Raw genomic sequence first — 21621 nt, 5'->3', positions numbered from 1 at the left:
GATAAAATAAAACTATGAAAGAATTTGAAAGCATTATTAATACAGCTTGGGAAAATAAAGATTCCATAAATGGTCAATCTGATAAATCTATATTAGATGCTATCAACCAAACAATTGAACTTGTTGATAAAGGTGAGCTAAGAGTTGCTGAAAAAAATGGCAATGAGTGGGTAGTTAATCAGTGGGTTAAAAAAGCAATAATGTTAAGTTTTAGAACTCATGATATGGATTCATTAAGCGGCCCGTATAGTAGTTGGTATGATAAATCTCATTTATTAAAAGGTAAAACAGCAAATTGGACTAAGGAAGATCATATAAAAGCTGGTTTTAGAATGGTTCCAAATTCTCCAGTTAGAAAAGGATCTTTTATTGGAAAGAACGCAGTACTAATGCCTTGCTTTGTAAATATTGGAGCTTATGTAGATGAAGGAACTATGGTGGACACTTGGGCTTCTGTAGGGTCTTGTGCACAAATAGGAAAGAACTGTCACATATCAGGTGGTGCTGGAATTGGAGGTGTATTAGAGCCAATGCAAGCTAACCCTACTATCATCGAAGACAATTGCTTTATTGGAGCTCGTTCAGAAATAGTTGAAGGAGTAATTGTTGGAGAAGGATCTGTATTATCTATGGGTGTATTTATTGGTCAATCTACAAAAATTGTTTATCGAGAAACTGGTGAAGTAATCTATGGAAAAATTCCACCATACTCAGTAATAGTTCCAGGTAGCATTCCTAGTAAAGATGGTAAAGGTCCTGCTTTATATTGTGCAGTAATTATTAAACAAGTTGATGAAAAAACTAGATCTAAAACTTCTATTAACGACTTATTAAGAGACTAAATGCCAACTTATAATGAAATCACATTAGCTAAAGAGCTAATAAGATTTCCAAGCATTACACCAATTGATGCTGGAGTAATGAAATTCTTAGCTAAAAAATTAACTGCTATTGGATTTAAATGTAAGATTTTAGAGTTTAAAGATAAAAATTCTAAACCAGTTAAAAACCTATATGCAAGATTAGGTAATTCTCAACCAAACTTTATGTTTGCTGGTCACTTAGATGTAGTACCTCCAGGAAATATAAAAGATTGGACGATTAAGCCTTTTAGTCCAGCTATTAAAAAAAATCATCTTATTGGTAGAGGTGCTAATGATATGAAAAGTGCAATTGCAAGCTGGGTTGTTGCTGTAAATAGCTTTGTATCAAATAATAAAAAAATTAACGGATCAATTAGTTTGTTAATTACTGGTGATGAAGAGGGTGTTGCAATTAATGGTACTAAAAAAGTAGTTGATTACTTAAAAAAGAAAAAAGAAAAAATAGATTTTTGTTTAGTTGGTGAACCAACAAACCCTAATAAACTTGGTGAAATGATTAAAATTGGTAGAAGAGGAAGTATCAATGCTGAATTAAGTATAATTGGAACTCAAGGTCATGTTGCATATCCTCATCGTGCTAAAAATCCATCGACTTCATTAATAAAAATACTAAATGAAATAAAAGAAATAAAATTTGATAAAGGAACAAAAGACTTTCAGCCTACAAATTTAGAGGTAACAAAAATTAATATCAATAATACAGCTGATAATGTTATTCCAGGACTTGCCAGAGCTACCTTTAACATAAGATTTAACAATAAACATACATCTTCTAGCTTAAAGAATAGATTAAATAAAATATTCAAAAAAATTACTAAAAAAGATAAATCTAATTTTAAAGTAGAATATCGTGTATCAGGCGAAGCTTTTTTAACTAAGCCCAATAAAACAACTTACATGATTCAAGATGTAATAAAAAAAATTACAAAAATTAAACCTCAATTGTCTACAACAGGTGGAACTTCTGATGCAAGGTTTATTAGAAAAATTGCTCCATGTTTGGAATTTGGTCTAGTAGGTAAAACAATGCACAAAGTAGATGAGGCAGTATCTATTTCAGACTTAAAAAAGTTAACAAAGATATACTCTGAAATTCTTAAAAATTACTTTTAATGATTTGCATTAAAGCGGATATCCCTAAAGAACTAAATGATATTGATGATGAATTAAAAGCTATTTATCACTCTAAAGATACAGTTTGTTTTTTTTTTTAAGAATAAAGAACAACTTGATGAGTTTGTAGAAAAAACTAAAGGAATGCTAAAAATAGAACGAGAAACTATTTATCAAGAATATCTATCTTAAATGAAAACTGGTTTAATAACCTCAGATACTTATCAAAATCATAATACAGGAGATGGTCATCCAGAGAAAATTGATAGGGTTACAGTAGTTATCGATAACTTTAAAAAGTTAGATAATAAAGATTTAGTTTGGAGAAAACCTTCAAAATTTGACCGATCACTTTTAGAAATAACTCATAATTCTGATTATATAAATTTTGTAGAAAAATCTTTTCCTGAAAAAGGATTATCTTTTTTAGATGGAGATACAATAGTCTCCCCTGGGAGTAAGGATGCAACATCAGATGCCGTAGGTTCAATCATAACAGCTATTGATGGTGTTCAAAATAAAGATTTTAAAAATGCTTTTTGTGCCGTTAGACCTCCAGGGCATCATGCAGAGAAAAATAAAGCTATGGGTTTTTGCATTTATAACAATGTCGCTGTTGGAGCCAATTATCTTATAAATAAATATAAACTTAAAAAAATAGCAATTATTGATTTTGATGTGCATCATGGAAACGGCACTCAAGATATTTTTTATGATAATGAAAAAGTTCTATATATTTCTACTCATCAATACCCTTATTACCCAGGCTCAGGCACTAATGATGAAAAAGGAAAACATAACAATATATTAAATATTCCTTTGCCAGCAGGAACAACTTCTGAAGCATATTTAAATGCTTATGAATTTGTACTTAATAAAATTAAAGAGTTTAAACCTGAATTTATCTTACTTTCTGCAGGGTTTGATGCTCATAAAGATGATCCATTGGCACAACTTCAATTAGAGTCAAAAGATTTTTATAATATTACCAAAAGAACACTCGAGTTATCAAAACAATATTGTAATGGAAAAGTAGTGTCAATTTTAGAAGGTGGATACGATCTACAAGCACTTCAAGAAAGCACTGAGATGCATGTAAAAGCTTTACTAGAATTTAATTGATAATTTCTCAATACGCATTAAAGAACTCACAATGAAACTTTACAAAATTAAAAAATCTGACATCGATAAAAAAGGTCGTGGCCTGTATGCTGCAAAAGATATCAAAAAAGGTACTAGAATTATTGATTATGTAGGTAAAATTATCACTAAGAAACAAACTGAAGAGTCACAAAAGTTTGATAATGCAAAGCCCATCTATTTATTTAATTTGAATAAAAAATATGACTTGGATGGAGATGTTTCTTGGAACACAGCACGTTTAATAAATCACTCTTGTTCTAATAATTGCGATTATAACGGGACAGGTTTAAAGTTATGGGTGGTTGCTATAAAAGATATTAAAAAAGGTGAAGAGATTACAGCCGATTATGGTTTTGGTTATGATGAAGATTACAAACAGTTTCCATGCAAATGTAAGTCAAAAAATTGTTGTGGTTATATTGTTAGAGCAGAATCTAGATGGAGAATTAATAAAAAATTTAGTATTGGCCGACAAAAAACTAGTAAATAACTTTTTCTAAGAATAATCCCTCAGCAGGTGCTGGTGGTGCGCAAAGAATTCTTTTTTTTGATTTAATAACAAATTCAAATTTTTTTAAATCCCATTTATTTTCAGCTAAGTATTTTAAACTACCTACCATTGATCGCACTTGTTGTTGTAAAAATGATTTTGATTTAAATTGTATTTCAATTCTTCTATCTTTTGATTTAATCTTAACAGATTTCATAGTTTTGATTGGACTTTTTGCATTACAGCTTGATGCTCTAAAAGTAGAAAAATCTTTAGTACCTAAAAGTTTTTTTGCCCCTTTTTTCATTAACTCAATATCTAATTTTTTGATTATGTGCCAACCTCTTTCTTTTTCAAGAGAAGGCTTACTTAATCTATTAAAAATTATATATTTATAAATTCTTTGTTTGGCAGAATGTCGTGCATGAAATTTTAAACTTCTTTTTTTAATTGCTAAAACAGAAATACCTTTATCATTTATAAAATGATTAATTGATTTTAATAACTTATCTAAATTTTGAATTTCTTTTTTGCAATCAAAATGAGCTGACTGCTCTATTGCATGAACGCCTGCGTCTGTTCTTCCAGATCCTATCAAAACCACTTTTTCTTTTAAAAATTTTGATAACTTGACTTGTATTTCTTTTTGAATTGATTTTCCTTTAGATTGTATTTGCCAACCAACAAAATTAGTTCCTATATATTCTATTAAGACTTGATATCTAAACATTTGTTATTCTTGAGCCTTTTATAATTTGAGAACCAAGAACAAATTCATTAATATTTTGAGGCTTTTTTCCTTGTCTTTGAATTTCAATAATTTTAATAGATTTTTGGTTACCACAGCTAATTTCTAAATCACTGGACATTACTTCACCTATCTCACCGCTTTTATTTCCTAATTCTGCTTTTAAAATTTTGTATCTTTCATCTTTGAAAATAAAAAAGGCCCCAGGGCTTGGGTATAATCCGTTTATTTTTCCAATAATACTTTCTGCATTATCATTCCACTTAATTTCACCCTCTGATTTTTCAATTTTAGAAGCATAGGTTGCGTTTGTCTCATCTTGTTCTTTAAATGTTAATTTATCTTCAAATATATTTTCTACATTTTCTATGATTTTTTCTGAAGCTAAAATTGAAAGTTTAGTTGATATTGTTTCTGCATTATCAATATTTTTAATTTTTATTCTATAACTATTGCCAACTGGACCAGTATCAAGTTTTTCTCCTATTTTCATAATACTAATTCCCGTTTCTTTCTCTAAATTCATAATAGACCTTTGAATGGGTGCAGCACCTCTCCACTTTGGCAGAAGGGAGGCGTGAATGTTTATAAAACCTTTTTTGGCAAGATTTAAATATTCTTTGGGTATTATTTGACCATAGGCCACAACAATTACTAAATCTAAATCTAGTTGTTTTAAATATTCATATTCTTCTTTATTTGCTTTTAATGTATCTGGTGTTCTACAATCTATATTATAATCTTCTGCTACAATTTGTATTGGCGACTTATTTATTTTTTGACCTCTTTGAGATTTTTTTGGTGGCTGTGTATACGCAGCAGATATTATATACTTTTTTTCATATAAAGATTTTAAAATTGGTACAGCAAAAAATGGTGTACCCATGAAGACAATTTTCCTTGTCATTTAAACGATTATTCTATTCGACTTAATCTTAGAGAGTTTTTTAATTATCATAGATTTTTTTAATTTAGATAAATAGTCTATAAATAAAACTCCTTCTAAGTGATCCATTTCATGTTGAATACAAGTTGCCAGTAATCCATCTGCTTTTAATAATTGTTTTTTCCCATTGTAATCTAAATATTCAACTTCACATTCATTTGGTCTTTCTATTTCAGCAAACTGATCAGGAACTGACAAACAACCCTCTTCATATTTTGACGTTATATCATTTTTATTTTTGATTACTGGATTAACAAAATATCTTGGCTCCTTTTTGTCTTCATCTCTACTTATATCCATTACTATAATTCTTTTTGGTACCCCTATTTGAATTGCTGCAAGACCTATTCCCGGTGCTGCATACATAGTATCCAACATATCATCCATAAGTCTTCTTTCTTCATCACCAACATTTTCAACTGGTTTAGAAATCTGCCTTAATAGTTTATTTGGTTCTGTTAAAATTGGTTTAACTGACATTATGGTTGATTATTTTAGTATAAATTTTAAACTTTTAAAGGAAGAACTTTAAAGAGTATTTTATTTCTTAGTGGATCCGCATTTAGCTGATTAAGTGTGCTTATAATAAAGTATAACGTATCTTCATCAATAGCATTTAAGCTGTCCTGCCCTATAACCTCAACAATTCTAAGCAATGCAGCAGCCATATCACCACTGTTAACAAATATTTGAATATCAGAAGGTATTTCTGAATCCTTTATTTGGTATAAATCATCATACTTCTCTAAAATCTTGACACCATCGGACTTAAAGGTCTCAACTAAAATTACATCTTTTTTAGAAAAAAAATATTTTTTATCTTTTTTTATCTTTTTTAAGAAATCATTTATATCTTTTGTAGGATCATTTTTAGATTTTTCTAATTTTAAATAATTTATTAATTTTGATTGATGTAAAATTTTATTATTTATTTTAATATTTGCTTGTTCTGTCTCCTCATTACCTAAATTATTTTGGTAAAACGTTGTAAAATTTGAAGGCACCTTGTTCTCTTCTATATTTTTTAAAAAATTTTTTAATTCTATATTAAATGCATTTTCAATTCCGTCATTCTTGAAAGAATTTTTGAGGGCGTTCATTAACTGTAACTTATTCTCAATTTCAGTAGTAATTAAAATTCCTTGATAAATTAGTGCTCTTGTCTCTACTCTTGAGAGTACTTTTGTTGACTCTTTAATATTTAATAATTGATTAATATTAAATTGAAATCTCTTATAAAGTTCAAATAATTCTTTTTCTGCATAATTTCCTTCATGTGTTGCTTTTTCAATACTCGTAATTTTCTCTATATCTGTAAGCTCAATATCACTGATATCATCTAATAGATTTGAAGTTGATAGATATTTCCATATTTGCCTGGATGTAGTATTTTTTGGTTCAAATTTAAATTCTGGATTCGTTCTGTGAGATAAATGGAAATCTAAAATTGTTTTTTCTGAAACTTCTGTTGCTGGTTCTGTATTATACTCCATCAAATAATCAATTTTTTTATTAAAAAACTTATCTGCAATGCCTAATTCTAATTGAAGATCGATAAGCAATTGAGCTTCATCTCTTTTATTATTATTAATTAAGCAATAAATATTGAATTTAGATAAATATAAATCTTGTATCGGTTCATTAATTTTAGAAAAAATTTCACAAGCTTTTTTAACATCTGATTGAGACAAATAATGATCTACTAAATGTTTGGTAAGTTTTGGATGCTCATTAATAATCTCATTATTTAATAAATATTTTTCAATCAAGTCAAAGTTTGAGCGTTTAATAAGCCACTTTGATTTAATTTCTAAAAACTGTTCTTTTGAAATATTCATTTCTGGATAATGTGCATTTGTTAATAATAAAACATCCAAAATCTCTGCAGCATCTCTTGAAAGTTCCAATTTATCTATTCTTTTAAAGATATTTAAAATTTGATCTCCGTTAGAATTGGACCACATATTAATATCCAAACCATTTTCTGCAGGGTCATAAATTCCTATTAATTTTTTTTCTTTTGAAATTAAAGTTTGCGTTTCTTCTATGCTTAATTCCCCTTCTTTTTGGGATTGCATATCATAAATACTATTCTGTGGAATATTTTTTTCCAATTCATCTTCTGCTAAGATTAAGTTTTCTTTAGGTTTTTTTTCTCCCACTTCCCAGATATCCACTGGTTCTTGTGAGTTGGTTGCAAAACCAAAAAATAAAGAAAATAATATAACTAAAAAATAGTTCTTACTTAACAATTTTAAGTTTTTCATTAGGGATGATTTTTTCAATGTCTTTATTTGGAGATGGAAATTCAATTTTACCAAGTAGTACTATGGCTCCAATAAAAATAATTAACACAAATACTATTTTGATTAATAAACTTTTACCACTCCGATTACTTGTGTTTTTTGAAAATTGCATATATTCTTTAGTAATTTCAAATTAAGACATATTTGTGTTTTTTCAATAAAGAAAGCTTATGAATTCAAATAAAAACCTCGTTTTTTTAGGTATGATGGGGTCAGGCAAATCTTCTATTGGAGCTATGGTTTCCAAAAAATTGAATATTCCATTCATTGATATAGACAATTTAATTGAAGAACATGCTGGTATGACCATCTCAGAAATATTTAAAGTAAATGGAGAGGTATACTTTAGAAATTTAGAAGAAAAAATAACTATTAAGTCTTTAAAACGTAAAAAAGTTGTTGTTTCTTTGGGTGGGGGCAGTTTTATTAATGACAAGATAAGAAAAGATATTTTAAAAAATCATTTTTCTTTTTGGCTCGATTGGGATGATTTAATTTTAATTAAAAGAATTAAAGGTAGTAAAAAAAGACCCTTAGCCTCAAATTCAACGGATCTTGAAATTAAAGCCATTATTAATAAAAGAAAGAAAGTATATTCAAAAGCTAATTTTAAAATAAACTGTAATAAATTAACAAAAAGTGAAATAGTTAAAACAATAATAAAAACATATGAGCTTAATTAAATTAAAAATTAACACCAACAGTCAACAATATTCAATTATTATTGGAAATAATATTTTAAAAAAAATAAATAAATTTTTGAAAGAAAATTCTATTGATTTTAATCAATGTCTTCTAGTAATTGACAAAAATATTCCAAAAAATTTAGTAAAAGATACTTTAAAATCTTTACCAAAAGGATCTGTTTCAATTCATTATTTTAATGCGAGTGAAAAAAATAAAAATCTAAAAAGTGTCAATGAAATCACATCAATTCTTTTAAAAAAAAGTTTTAATAGAAATGATTGTTTAATTTCTATTGGTGGTGGTATTACTGGTGATGTATCAGGCTTTGCAGCAAGCACTTTTAAGCGAGGTTTAAAGTTTGTAAATATACCAACTACACTACTTTCACAGGTCGACTCATCAATCGGAGGCAAAACAGGTGTAAATACCAAATATGGTAAAAACTTAATTGGCTCATTTTATCAACCTAGTCTAGTTATATCAGATACTAACTTTTTATACTCTTTACCAAAAAGAGAAGTTGTATGTGGCTATGGTGAAATTTTAAAACACTCACTTATTAATGGAAAAAAATTTTTTTACTTTTTAAATAAAAATGGAGAAAAAATTCTCCAATTAAAAAGTCCCTTTATACAAACAGCTATTCATCAAAGCTGCTTGATTAAAAAAAAAGTAGTTGAAGCTGACGAGAAAGAATTAGGTATAAGAAAAATACTAAATTTTGGACATACCTTTGCTCATGCCTTTGAAGCAACACTGCGCTATTCAGCAAAATTAAATCATGGTGAAGCAGTTGTCCTCGGTGTTAAAACTGCTGCTAGATTTAGTTTATTAAATAAAATTTTAAATAAAAAAGAATTCGAATTAATTGATGGTCACTTAAATGACCTAAATCTTCCAAGAGATATTAATAAATTCTTTTCAATAAAAAATTTAAATACAATTTTATCTTTTATGAAAAAAGATAAAAAAAATAATACAAAAAAAATTAGTCTGGTTTTGCTTAAAAAAATAGGTTCTCCAGTTTACAAATTACAGTTTAATGAAAAAACTATTAATCTCTTTTTAAAAAAAGAATTAACTAAGTAGTATTTGAATAGAATGTATATGCTCTTTCAACTCAACATCTAAAACACTATAGACTTTCTTGGTTGATTCAATTTTATTTAATTTTTTAAGTTCTTCAGATTTAATAATTAATTTTAGATGGAACATTCCTTCTTGATTTCCTTTATGATTTTTATGTAAAAAACTTTTATCTTCGATTTTAAGATCCTGTATAACAATTTTTGCTTCAAGTTTATTTTTAACAATTTTAATTAATTCGTTTATATTCATAAATAATAATTTATTACTATATAGCATGAAAAATATTTGTGATTGGAATAATTGCTTTGATACTGGTGAATATAAGGCACCAATTGAGAAAGATAATAGCAAACGCTACAGATTGCTTTGCTTAGCTCATGTTAAAGAATTCAATAAAAATTGGAATTATTTTAAAGGAATGGATGATGAGCAAGTATTTGATTTTTTAAAGTCTGACATGACCTGGCATAAACCTACTCAGAGCTTTAGCTCTTCAGATAATTTTTTTAAAGTTCTATGGAATAATACTTTAAAAGATGAGTTTGATAAAACCAAACTTAGAGGTGAATATAACCATATGAATCAATTCAAATTTGATGCTAATGATATTAAAGCTTTTAGTATTCTAGGTGTTTCAGTTGGCCAAAAATGGGAACAAATACAAGATCAGTTCAAAACTCTTGTCAAAAAATTTCACCCTGATATTAATTTGGGAAATAAAGAATACGAAGAAAAACTTAAATTAATTACTTTGGCTTATACTCAGCTAAAAAATACTTATAAGGAAAAAATTGACACCTAATTTAAACATACAGCCAGACATTAAAATGTCTTTAAAGCAAAGCTTTGGAATTGACTCAGATATGGAAGTTGACGCTTTCTCTAAAAGAAGTGAATACGTTCCCGAAATAGATAAAAATTATAAGTTTGATAGAGATACTACCCTTGCTATCATATCAGGTTTTGCTTTTAATAAACGTGTCTTGGTTCAAGGCTATCATGGTACAGGAAAGTCTACTCATATTGAACAAATCGCAGCTAGATTAAACTGGCCTTGTATTAGAGTGAATTTAGACAGTCATGTAAGTAGAATTGATCTTATTGGAAAAGATGCAATTGTTGTAAAAGATGGAAAACAAATCACTGAATTTAAAGAGGGTATTTTACCTTGGTCCATTCAAAACCCTGTTGCACTTGTTTTTGATGAGTATGATGCAGGAAGACCAGACGTGATGTTTGTTATTCAAAGGGTGTTGGAAGCTGAAGGTAATTTCACTCTTTTAGATAAAAATAAAGTTATAAAACAAAATAAATTTTTTAGATTATTTGCGACTTCAAATACAGTTGGTCTAGGGGATACAACAGGATTGTACCATGGTACTCAACAAATTAACCAAGGGCAGATGGATAGATGGAATATTGTAACATCTTTAAACTATCTTAGTCTTGATAGAGAAATGGAAATCGTTCTTGCTAAAAATAAAAATTTAAACAATCCAAAAGGTAAAGAAAAAGTCTCTAACATGATTAAAGTTGCATCTTTAACTAGAAAGGGCTTTATAGCTGGAGATATATCAACTGTAATGAGTCCAAGGACGGTACTTCATTGGGCTGAAAATGCAGAAATTTTCAAAGACACAGGTTATGCTTTTAGGGTCACTTTTTTGAATAAGTGTGACGATATAGAAAAAAATACAATAGCTGAATATTATCAGAGATGTTTTGGAGAAGAATTACCAGAGTCGATGGTTAATATTCAGATCTAAATGAGCTCAAAAGAAAACAATTTTAAAGAGCAATTTAAACAAGCATTAATTTCTACAGCTAAAGTAATTTCTGAAGATTATAAATTAGATGTTAAAAAATTAGATAAAGATTTAAGTAATAAAAAAACTGATTTTTTTGATGTAACCAATTTATCAAATAAAAACGATTTTGTTAAACTAAGAGCAGAAACTGACTCTGGTGCCTTAAAGAAAAAATTTTCAAATAAAGAAATATTTAATAAAAACCTACCTAATAATCCTTCTTGTAAATCTTTATATAATATTGCCGAAAAAATCAGGTATGAGCTTCTTGGCGGCAAAATGCTTAAAGGAGTTAGAAAAAATTTAAGTGAAAATTATAACCAAAAAATACTTTCTAATCGTAAAGAACAATTAAAAAATAAAGAAGATGTTCCTGTGAATGAAGCTTTTGAATTATATATGTTAAACAAATTCTTTAAATTAGAACTCAATGATGTGTCTACAAAAATGTTAGATTTTTGGAAGAAAGAATTTGACGAATCTATTGATAAACATTTTGATTTTTTAAGTAAAAATTTGGAAGATCAAAATAATTATAGTTTAAAATTTTCAGAAATTTTAGAGAATATGGATGTCTTTGCTTCAAATAATGAAGAAAATAATGAAGAAAACGATGAACAAGAAAATGAGCAAGATAATAAATCAGAGAACGATAATGACGGCCAGTCTGATGAAAAAGAGGAAGAAAATAATCAAGATGATAGCCAGACTAGTTTAGATGCTGGCTTTGATCTAAGCGACCAGCAGATGGAAGAGCAATTAGAAGATTCAGATTCTTTAAAAGAGAGTGCAGAAAGTGTTTTACAAAAAACAAATATTGATAATATTGATCAAGATTACAAAGTATTCACCACAGAATTTGATGAAATTGCAAAAGCTGAAATATTAGAAGATATAAAAGAAACACAAAAATTAAGAAAAAATTTAGACCAACAACTTGTCGGGTTTCAAGATTTAATTACTAAGCTTGCTAATAAACTACAAAGGCAGCTCCTTGCAAAACAAAATAGAGCTTGGGAGTTTGACTTAGAAGAAGGTTTATTAGATAGCTCAAAATTAACTAGAATAATTATGGATCCTTATAATTCTTTATCTTTTATGAAAGAAAAAGATCTTGATTTTAAGGACACAATCGTAACCTTGTTAATAGACAATTCTGGTTCCATGAGAGGTCGGCCAATAACAATTGCTGCACTTTGTGCAGATATATTATCTAGAACCTTAGAAAGATGCTCTGTAAAAGTAGAGGTTTTAGGCTTTACAACAAAAAATTGGAAAGGTGGTAAAAGCAGAGAAGCTTGGACTAAAAATGATAAGCCAAAAAATCCTGGAAGATTAAATGATTTAAGACATATAATTTATAAAGGTGCAGACACACAGTGGAGGCAGGCAAAAAATAATATAGGCTTAATGCTTAAAGAAGGATTATTAAAAGAAAATATTGATGGGGAAGCTATTTCGTGGGCCTATAATAGAATTAAAAAAAGAAAAGAAGAAAGGAAAATACTGATGGTTATTTCAGATGGTGCCCCAGTTGACGACTCTACTTTATCAGTTAATTCAGGAGATTTTTTAGAAAAACATTTAAAAAAAATGGTTAAATTTATAGAAACTAAGAGTGACGTTGAAATTTTGGCTATCGGTATTGGGCATGATGTTTCTAGATATTACAATAAAGCTATTAAAATAACAGATGTGCATGAACTTGGAGATGTTATGGTTTCACAATTGAGTGGCTTATTTGAAAATAAAAAAAAACTACATTAAAGTTTTAAAAGATCTTCATTTTTCCATTTAATACTTACTTCAGCCCCACTTCTTGTTTGGGAATTTCTGCATAAAATATTTGCATAATTTTTTTCAAGTAAAGTTTTGCCTATAAAAATTCCAAGACCTAATCCAGATTTAGATTTTATTGAAGACTTAAAAGATTTAATATAAGGCTCTCCAATTTTACTCAAAACATCTTTTGGGTACCCCTCACCATCATCTTCAATCATAACTTCTGTGAAATCACTATCACTTTTTATATTAATAAAAATCTTATTTTCAGAAAACTTATTTGCATTACCAATAAAATTTCTTAGTCCATAAACAATTTCTATTGATTTAGTTATATTTAGTGGATTTGAATTTTGATCATAATTTACAATAAAATCTTTTTTACTTGTTTCTTGGAATGATTTGACTATTTCACTCACGTATTCTGCCATTGTTAAATCACGATCAATAAAATTATCTTCGATTATTGGGTTTAATGTTAATTTTTTTAAAATTTCACTACATCTCTCTAATTGACTGGATAATAACTCAATATCTTTTTTAACATCTTCATTATCTTTAAATCGCTTCAATAAATCAGTAGAGATAATCTTCATTGTTGAAAACGGTGTACCTAATGAATGTGCAGCGGCAGCAGCCTGCCCTCCTAATGATAATAGCTCATGTTCTTTTGACATGATTTCTTCCATTTTATTTAGTGCCTCTTTTCTTATTCTAGATTCTGATCCAAAGGTTAAAGCAAAATAATTTAAAAAAATTAAAGCAATAATTAATGCGATTGGAATTGAATAGTAATAATAGCTGTCTACGTGAAAATGTTCTTTAATTGGATAGGGCAAAGGTTGATTAAAAAAAGTAAGAAAAATAATCACTAAAACTGTGAAGCTAACTAACAATAAATTGCTCCTAAAACCTAAATTAGATGATGAAAATATAGCCGGAATAATCAAAAAAATTGAAAAAGGGTTTATAATTCCACCTGTTAAATAAATCAAACAACTCAGTTGTAAAATATCAATAGATAAAAAAAGAAATGCTATTTTATCTGATAGTTGTGTGTTTTTATTAATATAGATTAAATAAAGATTACTTAGCGCTCCAATCAAAATTATCAAATTTTCTAAAATTAGATTAAATCTAAAATCAAAAACAAAATAAATAATATTAACTGTTATAAGTTGGCCAATAATAGCAATCCATCTTAGATTGATATAGGTTGATTTTTTTAATGAAAAATATTTAGAAGTTTCGAAAAACTTCATTATTAGATATCTAGATTTTGAACATTAATTGCATTTGAAACAATAAAATCTTTTCTTAATGCAACATCATTACCCATTAATGTGTGTATTAAATCTTGATCTTTTTTTATATCTTTTGAGTATTGTACTTGTAATAAATTTCTTGTTTCAGGGTCCAATGTGGTATTCCATAGCTCTTCTGGGTTCATTTCTCCTAATCCCTTAAACCTTTGAATGCTCATTCTAGATTTTTCATCTTCATAAGCTTTAGTGAATTCTTTTGTTCCTTTTTTAATTTTTTGTAATTCTTTATTATTCTTTAAAATATAATCTTCTAACTCTTTTTCATCTTTTATATAAATGCCTTTTGTGCCCTTATTGATCTTGAATAAAGGTGGCTGTGCAAGATAAACGTGTCCATTTTCAATTAGTTTATTAAATGGTTTATTGTTAAAGAATGTAAGTAACAACGCTCGTATATGAGAACCATCAACATCAGCATCAGTCATGATGATAATTTTTCCATATCTTAAGTCTTTCAAATCAATATCTTCAACTTTTGGATCAAGGCCAAGTGCATTAATTAAAGTCACAACCTCATTAGATGACATCATTTTTGATAAAGATTTTGTTCTATGTTCGCTACCATCTCTATTGCTATTTTTTTTAAAAAAAATCTCTTCCACATAGGTATTAAGAATTTTACCTCTAAGTGGTAAAACAGCTTGATTTGACCTATTCCTTCCTTGTTTAGCAGAACCACCCGCAGAATCTCCCTCAACAATAAACAATTCTGTTCCTTCTTGTTTGCCTATTTGACAATCTGCTAATTTTCCAGGTAACCCACTTAATTCTAAAGCACCTTTACGTCTAACATTTTCTCTAGCTTTTCTAGCAACGTCTCTTGCTAGAGCTGCCTGCATTACTTTAGCTAAAATAATCTTAGATAAAGTTGGGTTTTGATCAAACCATATTGAAAGTTTTTCACTAACAATACTTTCTACAATCATTCTAACTTCTGATGAAACAAGCTTATCTTTTGTTTGAGAAGAAAATTTAGGATCAGGTATCTTTGCTGAAATTACACAAGTAAGACCCTCTTTTATATCGTCTCCTGAAATAGTTAATTTATTTTTTTTTAATAAATTATGCTCTGTAGCATATTTATTAATGACTCTAGTAAGGGCACTCCTAAATCCTAATAAATGGGTACCACCATCCTTTTGATAAATGTTATTTGTATATGGATAGATGTCTTCTCCGTAACTTGCATTCCACTTTAAAGAACATTCAATTTCAATATTGTCTTTTTTTCCTTCAATATAAATAGGCTTCTTAAATAAATCATTACCGGTTTTATTTACAAGTTTTTCTCTTTTTTCGTCTAAAAAATCAACAAATTCTAAAACTCCTCCATCAAACTTAAATTCAATTATTTTTTCTTTTTTTTGATTTAAATCGTTAACAGTTATTTTTATTCCCTTATTCAAGAATGCAAGTTCACGCATTCTTTTAATAATTATACTTGGAGTAAATTTAATTGAAGAAAATATTTCTTTTGATGGTAAAAAAGTTATTTGTGTTCCAGTTTCTTTTGATTTTCCTATAACTTTAAGAGGTGCTTTTGAGGCTCCATCTTTAAATTCTATAAAATATCTATTTCCATCTCTATCGATTTCTAATTTTAATTTTTCTGATAATGCATTTACAACTGAAACTCCCACACCATGTAAACCACCCGATACTTTGTAGGAATCATGATCAAATTTTCCTCCAGCATGAAGCTGAGTCATAATAACTTCTGCAGCAGACATTTTTTCACCCTTATGCATATCAACAGGTATTCCTCTACCATCATCTCTAACTGTAATTGTTCCGTCAGAGTTTATTTTAACATCTATATTTTTACAGTGTCCTGCTAAAGCTTCATCTATTGAGTTGTCAACAACCTCATACACCATATGATGCAAACCTGTTCCATCATCGGTATCACCAATATACATTCCAGGCCTTTTTCTAACAGCTTCAAGACCTTTTAAAACTTTGATGGAGTCTGCTTGATATGTTGAGTTGTTTTTCATTTTTTTGTATTGGAAATTTAAATAATTATAGCATTTTTATAAAAAAAAGAGGGAAATTTATTATATTAATACACACAATATTGTTTAATAAACCTTGATTTTAAATGTCTTTTCTACTCTGGCGGAGAGACAGGGATTCGAACCCTGGGTACCTTTTACAGTACACACACTTTCCAAGCGTGCGCTTTAAACCACTCAGCCATCTCTCCTAATTTTCAATAAATGTCCAAGGCTGCTCTTTATACACAGTATATTTTTTAAACCAAAAAGATAAGTATCTCTCAGCAAGATACGCATACAGTCTTTTGGTATCGTAGCCTGAAAGATTTTTAAATCCAATTTTTTTTTCACATCTTTCTAACCAAGGAAATAGTTTACCAAACCATTTATTGATAATTCCTACTTTAGCTATAAACATAATATGAGGGTTGAATTTAGTATTTGCGTTTACATATGTACTAAAATCATTTTTATCGTCAGCATCTAATAAATCTATAGCTAGGTCTAAATTTCCAAAACCATGGTGCATATCAAAATGTAGTTTTAGATTATGATAAGTATTATCAAATAAAATTAATGGATTTTTAATAACCGACCTCCATCCACGCTTTAAAATTTTTATTTTTTTAGCACCCTTGACATCTATAGGCTCACAAATAATTGATTCAAATTTATCCCAATCTTTTTCCGGCTTATATAGTAAATGCTCGTTGATATTGTTAATATCTATTTTTTTTTCTACGGACGATGATTTGATCCAAAATCTTCTTTTTTGGCAAAACCCTATCCAATTATTATTGCTGAATTGAATTAAATTCTTCCAGTACCAATAATGAAAAGTAAGCTCTGAATAATGTTCTTCTTTATAAAAAATATTATCTTTAGTGTTGCACTTTAAATAACTGTCTGGAAAATTACTTTTCCCTACACCAGCTATTTGATAGTTTGTTTTTTCTATATGGGGTATTTTCTTATTTGTTACACAGAAAATTTCTAAATTATTTGATTTCATTTTTTTTTAATAAAAGCAATCTCATTGAACTTACCTTTAAAAATATTAATTTCCTTAAAATGGTCTAAGAAATATTTTTTATCATCATCATTAATATACTTAGAAAAAAATTCTTTATTTTCTTTAATTAAATAAAGAATTTCTCTCAGTGTAGGTTTTTCTTTATCTACATTCATGTCGTTTCTAATTTCTGGAAAATCAAGTTCTTCAACTATAAAGACCCCTTCTGGTTTTAATTTTCGAAATAAAATGAATAAGCTTATAATTTGATCTTTAAGATAGTGGCCCGCATCTTCAATAATAAAATTGAAATCTTCATCTTTATTGACAATTTTATTTCGTATTTGTAACTCTGAACTTGTATCAATAAAAAAGTTTTTAATTCTTTTTGACTTATAGGTAAATAAATCAGGAAAAATATCACCCGAACTTATATGGGCGTTTTTAAAATAAAAAAATAAAGCAGCTGCTGCATTGCCCCTAAAAGATCCTAGCTCAAGTATATTTAAACTCTTTGTTTTTTCTTTTTGGAAAAATTTCTCATAGAAGGAATGGTAAGCGTGTCCATCAATTAATTTTTTTTCCTTCTTTGCTGGTTTTTGATATTGATTAATATAAAAATCTCCTTTATCGCTATTAAAAAATTGAAAGAGAAAATTTAGATCTTTTAGATATAAATGCTCATGTTTTAAAGCAAAAAGATCTAAATCCTTAATTTTTGGATAATAAAATCTATTTAATAAATAAATGAATGGAAGTAGCAAATTAATATAAGTCCTTTTAAAGAAATTAGCTTTCATTAATCTATGAGAATAATAAATTTTAATAAATGTTTTAAATTTCATACTTGTAAATTAATTATTTCTATTAGTTATCATCTTATTATATTTTTGATAGAGTAAAGCCATCAAAATGAATAATAAATTATTAAAAAAAATTTCTGGTTTTTTTGGATATAAATTAATTGATAAAGATTATGTTAAAAATAATAGAATTATTGAAAATACTACTTATTTAACAATTAACAAGGTATTAAATTTTTTGTTTAATAACAAAAAAATTAATTGCCTAATTCAGATTGGTGCGAATGATGGCTTAAGATTTGATATCTTAAATCCATATATTAAAAAGTATAAAACTAAATCTATACTAGTTGAACCAATCAAAAAAAGTTTCAATGATCTTTTAAAAAATTATAAAAATTATAATAACATTATATTTGAAAACGTTGCAATTTCAGTAAATAATCAAATTTCTCATTTATATAAAATTGACCATTCAAAAGAAGAAAAATATAAAAGTGAACACTTTAAAGGTATCATGTCATTTGACAAAGATCATCTTACAAAACATGGTGTTAAAAAAAATGATATAGTTGTGGAGGAAGTCCTATCTATTTCAATTAGTGATTTAATTAAAAAACACAAGCTAAACATAGTTGACTTATTATTCGTAGATGCTGAGGGTTATGATGCCGATATAATTGAGGATTTTTTAAAAACATCCTTAATGAGACCTATTATAATTTTTGAATACTTGCATGTATCTAATAAAAAATTTAAGGATTTAGTAAATTGTTTAAATAAAAAAAAATACTTTTTTTTCTCTTTGAGTGAGAATATGGTTTGTTTTCCAGAAGAAAAACAAGAGTTTATTAAATTTAATTAATACGAGATCCAATCTTTGTATTTTTCTATATTTTCTAATATTAAGTTTGGAAATGATTTATCTATTTTCTTTACTCTATAGTCTTCGTTTCTTCCTATAATGTCTTTTCCTAAATTAATTTTTTTTTGAATTGCATCTATCTGCAAATATTTTTGATCTATCTTTTCTTTAAAATGGTATGGATCATTTGTTTCACATAAGTTTTTATACTTATAAAGAAGCTGCTCTGCATTTTTTAAATTACAAAAATGCCAACCACCATTTTCAATAATATTATTCAATCTCATTTTATCAATTCTCCAAAACGGCCTTTTTTTAAATTTTAAGCTTCTTAACCATTGTGGTGATTTTAAGAATTTTTTTACACATATCCTGCTACCATACCAATGAGGATTTTTGGTACTTTGTAAATTTATTTTATAATAATAGTGATTTTGTTTAAAAACAGCATACCTCATCTCTTTTTTAAATTTTTTAATTGTTTCTGGATTTGGTATCTCATCTAAATCTGAAATAATGACCAAATCATCCTCAGATGTGGACGTAAGGCCTCTTGAAATAGCATTTCTCTGAAAATTTTCTCTGAGATAGGGATCATCTCCATCTGGCATGTCTTTAACTGGAATATATATTATTTTTTTTTTAAAATTTGAAAATTTATCAATATCAAATCTTAATTTTTTAGAATTATTCTGCCAAGTTTTATTTCCCTCAACTATTACAAAGTAGTCCACATAATCATTTAATATATTCAATCTCAGATCTAATAATAAATCTTCATCCCAATATGAAAAGCAATCGTAAATCTTCATTTAGCTATCTTTATTAATTTTTAAAACTCCTATAAAAGCTTCTTGTGGTATCTCGACTTTTCCAAACTGTTTACCTCTAGCTTTTCCTTTTTTCTGCTTATCTAGTAGTTTTCTTTTTCTATCTCTGGCACCACCACCATGAATTTTTGTTAAAACATCTTTTTTAAAACCCTTAATAGTTTCTCTTGCTATAATCTTTCCTCCAATCGCTGCCTGAACTGGAATCATAAAGTTATGACGTGGAATTAAATCTTTTAATTTTTCACATACCTCTCTTCCAACTGTTTGAGCAAAATCTTTATGAACCATCATTGATAGAGCATCTACTGGCTCAGCATTAACAAGTATTCCTAATTTTACTAGATCTCCTTCTCTATGACCTATAATTTCATAGTCAAAACTTGCATAACCGCTAGTCATTGATTTAAGTCTATCATTAAAATCAAAAACAACTTCATTTAGAGGAATTTCATAATTTAAAACTGCTCTACTACCTGAATAACTTAAGTTTGTTTGTACTCCTCTTTTATCTTGGCAAACCTTTATGATTGCTCCTAAATATTGATCTGGTGTAATAATTGTTGCTTTAATCCAAGGCTCTTCGATAAATTTGATTAGAGTAGGTTCTGGTAAACTTGAAGGGTTTTGTAACTCTATTATGTCCCCCTTGTTCATATGAACTTTATAAACAACCCCTGGTGTTGTGGTTAATAAATTTATATCAAATTCTCTTTCTAATCTTTCAGTTATAATTTCTAAATGCAAGAGACCTAAAAAACCACATCTAAAGCCAAGACCTAACGCAGATGAAGATTCTGCCTCATATGAAAAACTAGCATCATTTAATTGAAGTTTGCCTAAACCATCTTTTAATTTTTGGTATTCAGAGCTGTCAACAGGAAACAAACCACAAAATACAACTGGCTTACTTGGTTTAAATCCAGGAAGTGCTTCTTGAAGTGGTTTGGTTGCATCACAAATAGTATCTCCGACTTTTGTTTCTGATAAAATTTTTATTCCTGTTGTTATAAAGCCAATTTCTCCTGCATTTAATTCATTAACATCGGTTGCTTTTGGAGTAAACACACCTACTTTTTCAATTATATATTCTTGGTCAGTAGACATCATTTTAATCTTCATATTTTTTGAAATTTTTCCATTAATAACTCTAACTAAAATAACCACCCCTAAATAAGTGTCATACCAACTGTCAACTAATAAGCATTTTAAATCGGCATCTTTTTCTCCTTCTGGAGCTGGTAGTGACACAATAATTTGTTCTAGAATATCTTCTATACCCTCACCTGTTTTTCCAGAGCAAGGTATGGCATTTTCAGTATCAATACCTATGACCTCTTCTATTTGCTTCTTAGTTTTTTCTAAGTCTGATGCTGGTAAATCAACTTTATTTAGTACAGGTACTATCTCATGCTTTGTGTCTAAAGCTTGATAAACATTAGCCAATGTTTGAGCCTCTACTCCTTGGGTACTATCAACAATTAAAATAGATCCCTCGCATGCATACAGAGATCTACTAACTTCATAGCTAAAATCTACGTGCCCTGGAGTATCAATTATGTTTAGAATGTACTCTTTACCATCTTTTGCTTTATAATTAAGTTTAACTGTTTGAGCTTTAATAGTTATGCCTCTTTCTCTCTCAATATCCATTGAGTCTAGAACTTGTGCCTTCATTTCTCTTTCAGTTAGACCACCACAACTATGAATTATCCTATCTGCAATTGTTGATTTACCATGATCAATATGCGCAATGATTGCAAAGTTTCTGATATGATCAATTTTTGTCATGA

At 28.0% G+C, this 21621-nt stretch carries 22 protein-coding genes and 1 tRNA gene; 10 read left to right on the top strand and 13 right to left on the bottom strand.

Features of this window, described 5'->3' with window-relative positions; translation table 11 throughout:
• Positions 1-14 precede the first annotated feature (14 nt).
• The 4 genes from dapD (at position 15) to AC5SLN_RS00290 (ending at position 3630) form a co-directional block, all read left to right on the top strand.
• Positions 15-842: a 2,3,4,5-tetrahydropyridine-2,6-dicarboxylate N-succinyltransferase gene (dapD, locus tag AC5SLN_RS00305; protein ID WP_006997441.1), complete on the top strand. Its 828-nt coding sequence runs from the start codon at positions 15-17 to the stop codon at positions 840-842.
• Positions 843-1997 carry a succinyl-diaminopimelate desuccinylase gene (gene dapE, locus AC5SLN_RS00300; RefSeq protein ID WP_271564456.1) on the top strand — a complete coding sequence of 385 codons (1155 nt, stop codon included), beginning with the start codon at positions 843-845 and terminating at the stop codon, positions 1995-1997. It begins immediately after the preceding gene.
• A gap of 192 nt (positions 1998-2189) precedes the next feature.
• Positions 2190-3119, top strand: coding sequence for a histone deacetylase family protein (locus tag AC5SLN_RS00295; RefSeq protein WP_494593500.1), 930 nt, complete (start codon positions 2190-2192; stop codon positions 3117-3119).
• A 31-nt stretch (positions 3120-3150) separates the two neighbouring features.
• Positions 3151-3630 carry an SET domain-containing protein gene (locus AC5SLN_RS00290; protein WP_006997444.1) on the top strand — a complete coding sequence of 160 codons (480 nt, stop codon included), beginning with the start codon at positions 3151-3153 and terminating at the stop codon, positions 3628-3630.
• On the opposite strand, the gene truA is transcribed toward AC5SLN_RS00290, so the two are convergent.
• Genes truA through AC5SLN_RS00265 form a run of 5 tightly spaced genes read right to left on the bottom strand, consistent with a single transcriptional unit; the run spans position 3620 to position 7742 of the window.
• Entirely contained in the window at positions 3620-4360 is a 741-nt protein-coding gene (gene truA, locus AC5SLN_RS00285) for a tRNA pseudouridine(38-40) synthase TruA (RefSeq protein ID WP_494593499.1), read from the bottom strand. The two genes, AC5SLN_RS00290 and truA, sit on opposite strands and share 11 nt — an antisense overlap.
• Positions 4353-5285, bottom strand: coding sequence for a methionyl-tRNA formyltransferase (gene fmt, locus AC5SLN_RS00280; protein WP_494593497.1), 933 nt, complete (start codon positions 5283-5285; stop codon positions 4353-4355). Before fmt ends, truA begins: the two co-directional genes overlap by 8 nt.
• Positions 5286-5804, bottom strand: a complete 519-nt coding sequence (def, locus tag AC5SLN_RS00275) for a peptide deformylase (protein ID WP_020169025.1) — start codon at positions 5802-5804, stop codon at positions 5286-5288.
• A 26-nt stretch (positions 5805-5830) separates the two neighbouring features.
• Positions 5831-7591 (bottom strand): hypothetical protein, encoded by a 1761-nt coding sequence (locus AC5SLN_RS00270; RefSeq protein ID WP_494593495.1) that lies wholly within the window; start codon positions 7589-7591, stop codon positions 5831-5833.
• The gene (locus AC5SLN_RS00265) at positions 7566-7742 is read right to left on the bottom strand and encodes a hypothetical protein (RefSeq protein ID WP_006997449.1); all 177 of its coding nucleotides are present in this window, start codon (positions 7740-7742) and stop codon (positions 7566-7568) included. Before AC5SLN_RS00265 ends, AC5SLN_RS00270 begins: the two co-directional genes overlap by 26 nt.
• A gap of 58 nt (positions 7743-7800) precedes the next feature.
• Here AC5SLN_RS00265 and AC5SLN_RS00260 point away from each other — a divergent pair, with 58 nt between their 5' ends.
• Both AC5SLN_RS00260 and aroB read left to right on the top strand, forming a co-directional pair.
• Complete coding sequence (locus AC5SLN_RS00260) at positions 7801-8313, top strand: shikimate kinase (protein ID WP_494593493.1); 513 nt, start codon at positions 7801-7803, stop codon at positions 8311-8313.
• Positions 8300-9406, top strand: a complete 1107-nt coding sequence (aroB, locus tag AC5SLN_RS00255) for a 3-dehydroquinate synthase (RefSeq protein ID WP_494593491.1) — start codon at positions 8300-8302, stop codon at positions 9404-9406. The genes AC5SLN_RS00260 and aroB overlap by 14 nt, the downstream gene beginning before the upstream one ends.
• On the opposite strand, the gene AC5SLN_RS00250 is transcribed toward aroB, so the two are convergent.
• Complete coding sequence (locus tag AC5SLN_RS00250) at positions 9395-9655, bottom strand: BolA/IbaG family iron-sulfur metabolism protein (protein ID WP_271564448.1); 261 nt, start codon at positions 9653-9655, stop codon at positions 9395-9397. The genes aroB and AC5SLN_RS00250 overlap by 12 nt on opposite strands.
• A gap of 25 nt (positions 9656-9680) precedes the next feature.
• Between AC5SLN_RS00250 and AC5SLN_RS00245 the strand changes: the two genes are divergently transcribed.
• Genes AC5SLN_RS00245 through AC5SLN_RS00235 form a run of 3 tightly spaced genes read left to right on the top strand, consistent with a single transcriptional unit; the run spans position 9681 to position 12981 of the window.
• A complete protein-coding gene (locus AC5SLN_RS00245; protein WP_006997453.1) occupies positions 9681-10208 on the top strand; it encodes a J domain-containing protein in 528 nt (175 codons plus the stop codon).
• Positions 10198-11172 carry a cobaltochelatase subunit CobS gene (cobS, locus tag AC5SLN_RS00240; RefSeq protein WP_018413771.1) on the top strand — a complete coding sequence of 325 codons (975 nt, stop codon included), beginning with the start codon at positions 10198-10200 and terminating at the stop codon, positions 11170-11172. The genes AC5SLN_RS00245 and cobS overlap by 11 nt, the downstream gene beginning before the upstream one ends.
• The gene (locus tag AC5SLN_RS00235; protein WP_494593490.1) at positions 11173-12981 is read left to right on the top strand and encodes a cobaltochelatase CobT-related protein; all 1809 of its coding nucleotides are present in this window, start codon (positions 11173-11175) and stop codon (positions 12979-12981) included.
• On the opposite strand, the gene AC5SLN_RS00230 is transcribed toward AC5SLN_RS00235, so the two are convergent.
• From AC5SLN_RS00230 to AC5SLN_RS00210, 5 genes are all read right to left on the bottom strand, one after another.
• Entirely contained in the window at positions 12978-14258 is a 1281-nt protein-coding gene (locus AC5SLN_RS00230; protein WP_494593488.1) for an ActS/PrrB/RegB family redox-sensitive histidine kinase, read from the bottom strand. The two genes, AC5SLN_RS00235 and AC5SLN_RS00230, sit on opposite strands and share 4 nt — an antisense overlap.
• Before the next feature lie 2 nt (positions 14259-14260).
• Entirely contained in the window at positions 14261-16318 is a 2058-nt protein-coding gene (locus AC5SLN_RS00225; RefSeq protein WP_494591949.1) for a DNA gyrase subunit B, read from the bottom strand.
• A gap of 119 nt (positions 16319-16437) precedes the next feature.
• A tRNA-Ser gene (locus AC5SLN_RS00220) sits at positions 16438-16527 on the bottom strand.
• Positions 16527-17330, bottom strand: coding sequence for a DUF4422 domain-containing protein (locus AC5SLN_RS00215; RefSeq protein WP_494593486.1), 804 nt, complete (start codon positions 17328-17330; stop codon positions 16527-16529). The genes AC5SLN_RS00220 and AC5SLN_RS00215 overlap by 1 nt, the downstream gene beginning before the upstream one ends.
• Positions 17327-18175: a hypothetical protein gene (locus AC5SLN_RS00210; RefSeq protein ID WP_494593485.1), complete on the bottom strand. Its 849-nt coding sequence runs from the start codon at positions 18173-18175 to the stop codon at positions 17327-17329. The genes AC5SLN_RS00215 and AC5SLN_RS00210 overlap by 4 nt, the downstream gene beginning before the upstream one ends.
• Before the next feature lie 67 nt (positions 18176-18242).
• Between AC5SLN_RS00210 and AC5SLN_RS00205 the strand changes: the two genes are divergently transcribed.
• Positions 18243-18998: an FkbM family methyltransferase gene (locus AC5SLN_RS00205; RefSeq protein WP_494593483.1), complete on the top strand. Its 756-nt coding sequence runs from the start codon at positions 18243-18245 to the stop codon at positions 18996-18998.
• On the opposite strand, the gene AC5SLN_RS00200 is transcribed toward AC5SLN_RS00205, so the two are convergent.
• On the bottom strand, positions 18995-19810 hold the full coding sequence (locus AC5SLN_RS00200) for a glycosyltransferase family 17 protein (RefSeq protein ID WP_494593482.1): 816 nt from the start codon (positions 19808-19810) through the stop codon (positions 18995-18997). The genes AC5SLN_RS00205 and AC5SLN_RS00200 overlap by 4 nt on opposite strands.
• Complete coding sequence (lepA, locus tag AC5SLN_RS00195; protein WP_494593480.1) at positions 19811-21619, bottom strand: translation elongation factor 4; 1809 nt, start codon at positions 21617-21619, stop codon at positions 19811-19813.
• Positions 21620-21621: the final 2 nt, after the last annotated feature.

The sequence above is a fragment of the Candidatus Pelagibacter sp. PS_31 genome (assembly GCF_059417865.1).
This window is presented reverse-complemented; position numbering and strand designations above follow the sequence as displayed.

Coding starts and splice junctions, on each gene's coding strand:
- AC5SLN_RS00235 (WP_494593490.1), top strand. CDS start 11,173: ATGAGCTCAAAAGAAAACAATTTTAAAGAGCAATTTAAACAAGCATTA.
- AC5SLN_RS00210 (WP_494593485.1), bottom strand. CDS start 18,175: ATGAAATTTAAAACATTTATTAAAATTTATTATTCTCATAGATTAATG.
- AC5SLN_RS00270 (WP_494593495.1), bottom strand. CDS start 7,591: ATGAAAAACTTAAAATTGTTAAGTAAGAACTATTTTTTAGTTATATTA.
- dapE (WP_271564456.1), top strand. CDS start 843: ATGCCAACTTATAATGAAATCACATTAGCTAAAGAGCTAATAAGATTT.
- def (WP_020169025.1), bottom strand. CDS start 5,804: ATGTCAGTTAAACCAATTTTAACAGAACCAAATAAACTATTAAGGCAG.
- AC5SLN_RS00245 (WP_006997453.1), top strand. CDS start 9,681: ATGAAAAATATTTGTGATTGGAATAATTGCTTTGATACTGGTGAATAT.
- AC5SLN_RS00260 (WP_494593493.1), top strand. CDS start 7,801: ATGAATTCAAATAAAAACCTCGTTTTTTTAGGTATGATGGGGTCAGGC.
- fmt (WP_494593497.1), bottom strand. CDS start 5,285: ATGACAAGGAAAATTGTCTTCATGGGTACACCATTTTTTGCTGTACCA.
- AC5SLN_RS00215 (WP_494593486.1), bottom strand. CDS start 17,330: ATGAAATCAAATAATTTAGAAATTTTCTGTGTAACAAATAAGAAAATA.
- AC5SLN_RS00295 (WP_494593500.1), top strand. CDS start 2,190: ATGAAAACTGGTTTAATAACCTCAGATACTTATCAAAATCATAATACA.
- AC5SLN_RS00290 (WP_006997444.1), top strand. CDS start 3,151: ATGAAACTTTACAAAATTAAAAAATCTGACATCGATAAAAAAGGTCGT.
- truA (WP_494593499.1), bottom strand. CDS start 4,360: ATGTTTAGATATCAAGTCTTAATAGAATATATAGGAACTAATTTTGTT.
- AC5SLN_RS00205 (WP_494593483.1), top strand. CDS start 18,243: ATGAATAATAAATTATTAAAAAAAATTTCTGGTTTTTTTGGATATAAA.
- AC5SLN_RS00200 (WP_494593482.1), bottom strand. CDS start 19,810: ATGAAGATTTACGATTGCTTTTCATATTGGGATGAAGATTTATTATTA.
- dapD (WP_006997441.1), top strand. CDS start 15: ATGAAAGAATTTGAAAGCATTATTAATACAGCTTGGGAAAATAAAGAT.
- AC5SLN_RS00230 (WP_494593488.1), bottom strand. CDS start 14,258: ATGAAGTTTTTCGAAACTTCTAAATATTTTTCATTAAAAAAATCAACC.
- lepA (WP_494593480.1), bottom strand. CDS start 21,619: ATGACAAAAATTGATCATATCAGAAACTTTGCAATCATTGCGCATATT.
- AC5SLN_RS00265 (WP_006997449.1), bottom strand. CDS start 7,742: ATGCAATTTTCAAAAAACACAAGTAATCGGAGTGGTAAAAGTTTATTA.
- AC5SLN_RS00250 (WP_271564448.1), bottom strand. CDS start 9,655: ATGAATATAAACGAATTAATTAAAATTGTTAAAAATAAACTTGAAGCA.
- AC5SLN_RS00225 (WP_494591949.1), bottom strand. CDS start 16,318: ATGAAAAACAACTCAACATATCAAGCAGACTCCATCAAAGTTTTAAAA.
- aroB (WP_494593491.1), top strand. CDS start 8,300: ATGAGCTTAATTAAATTAAAAATTAACACCAACAGTCAACAATATTCA.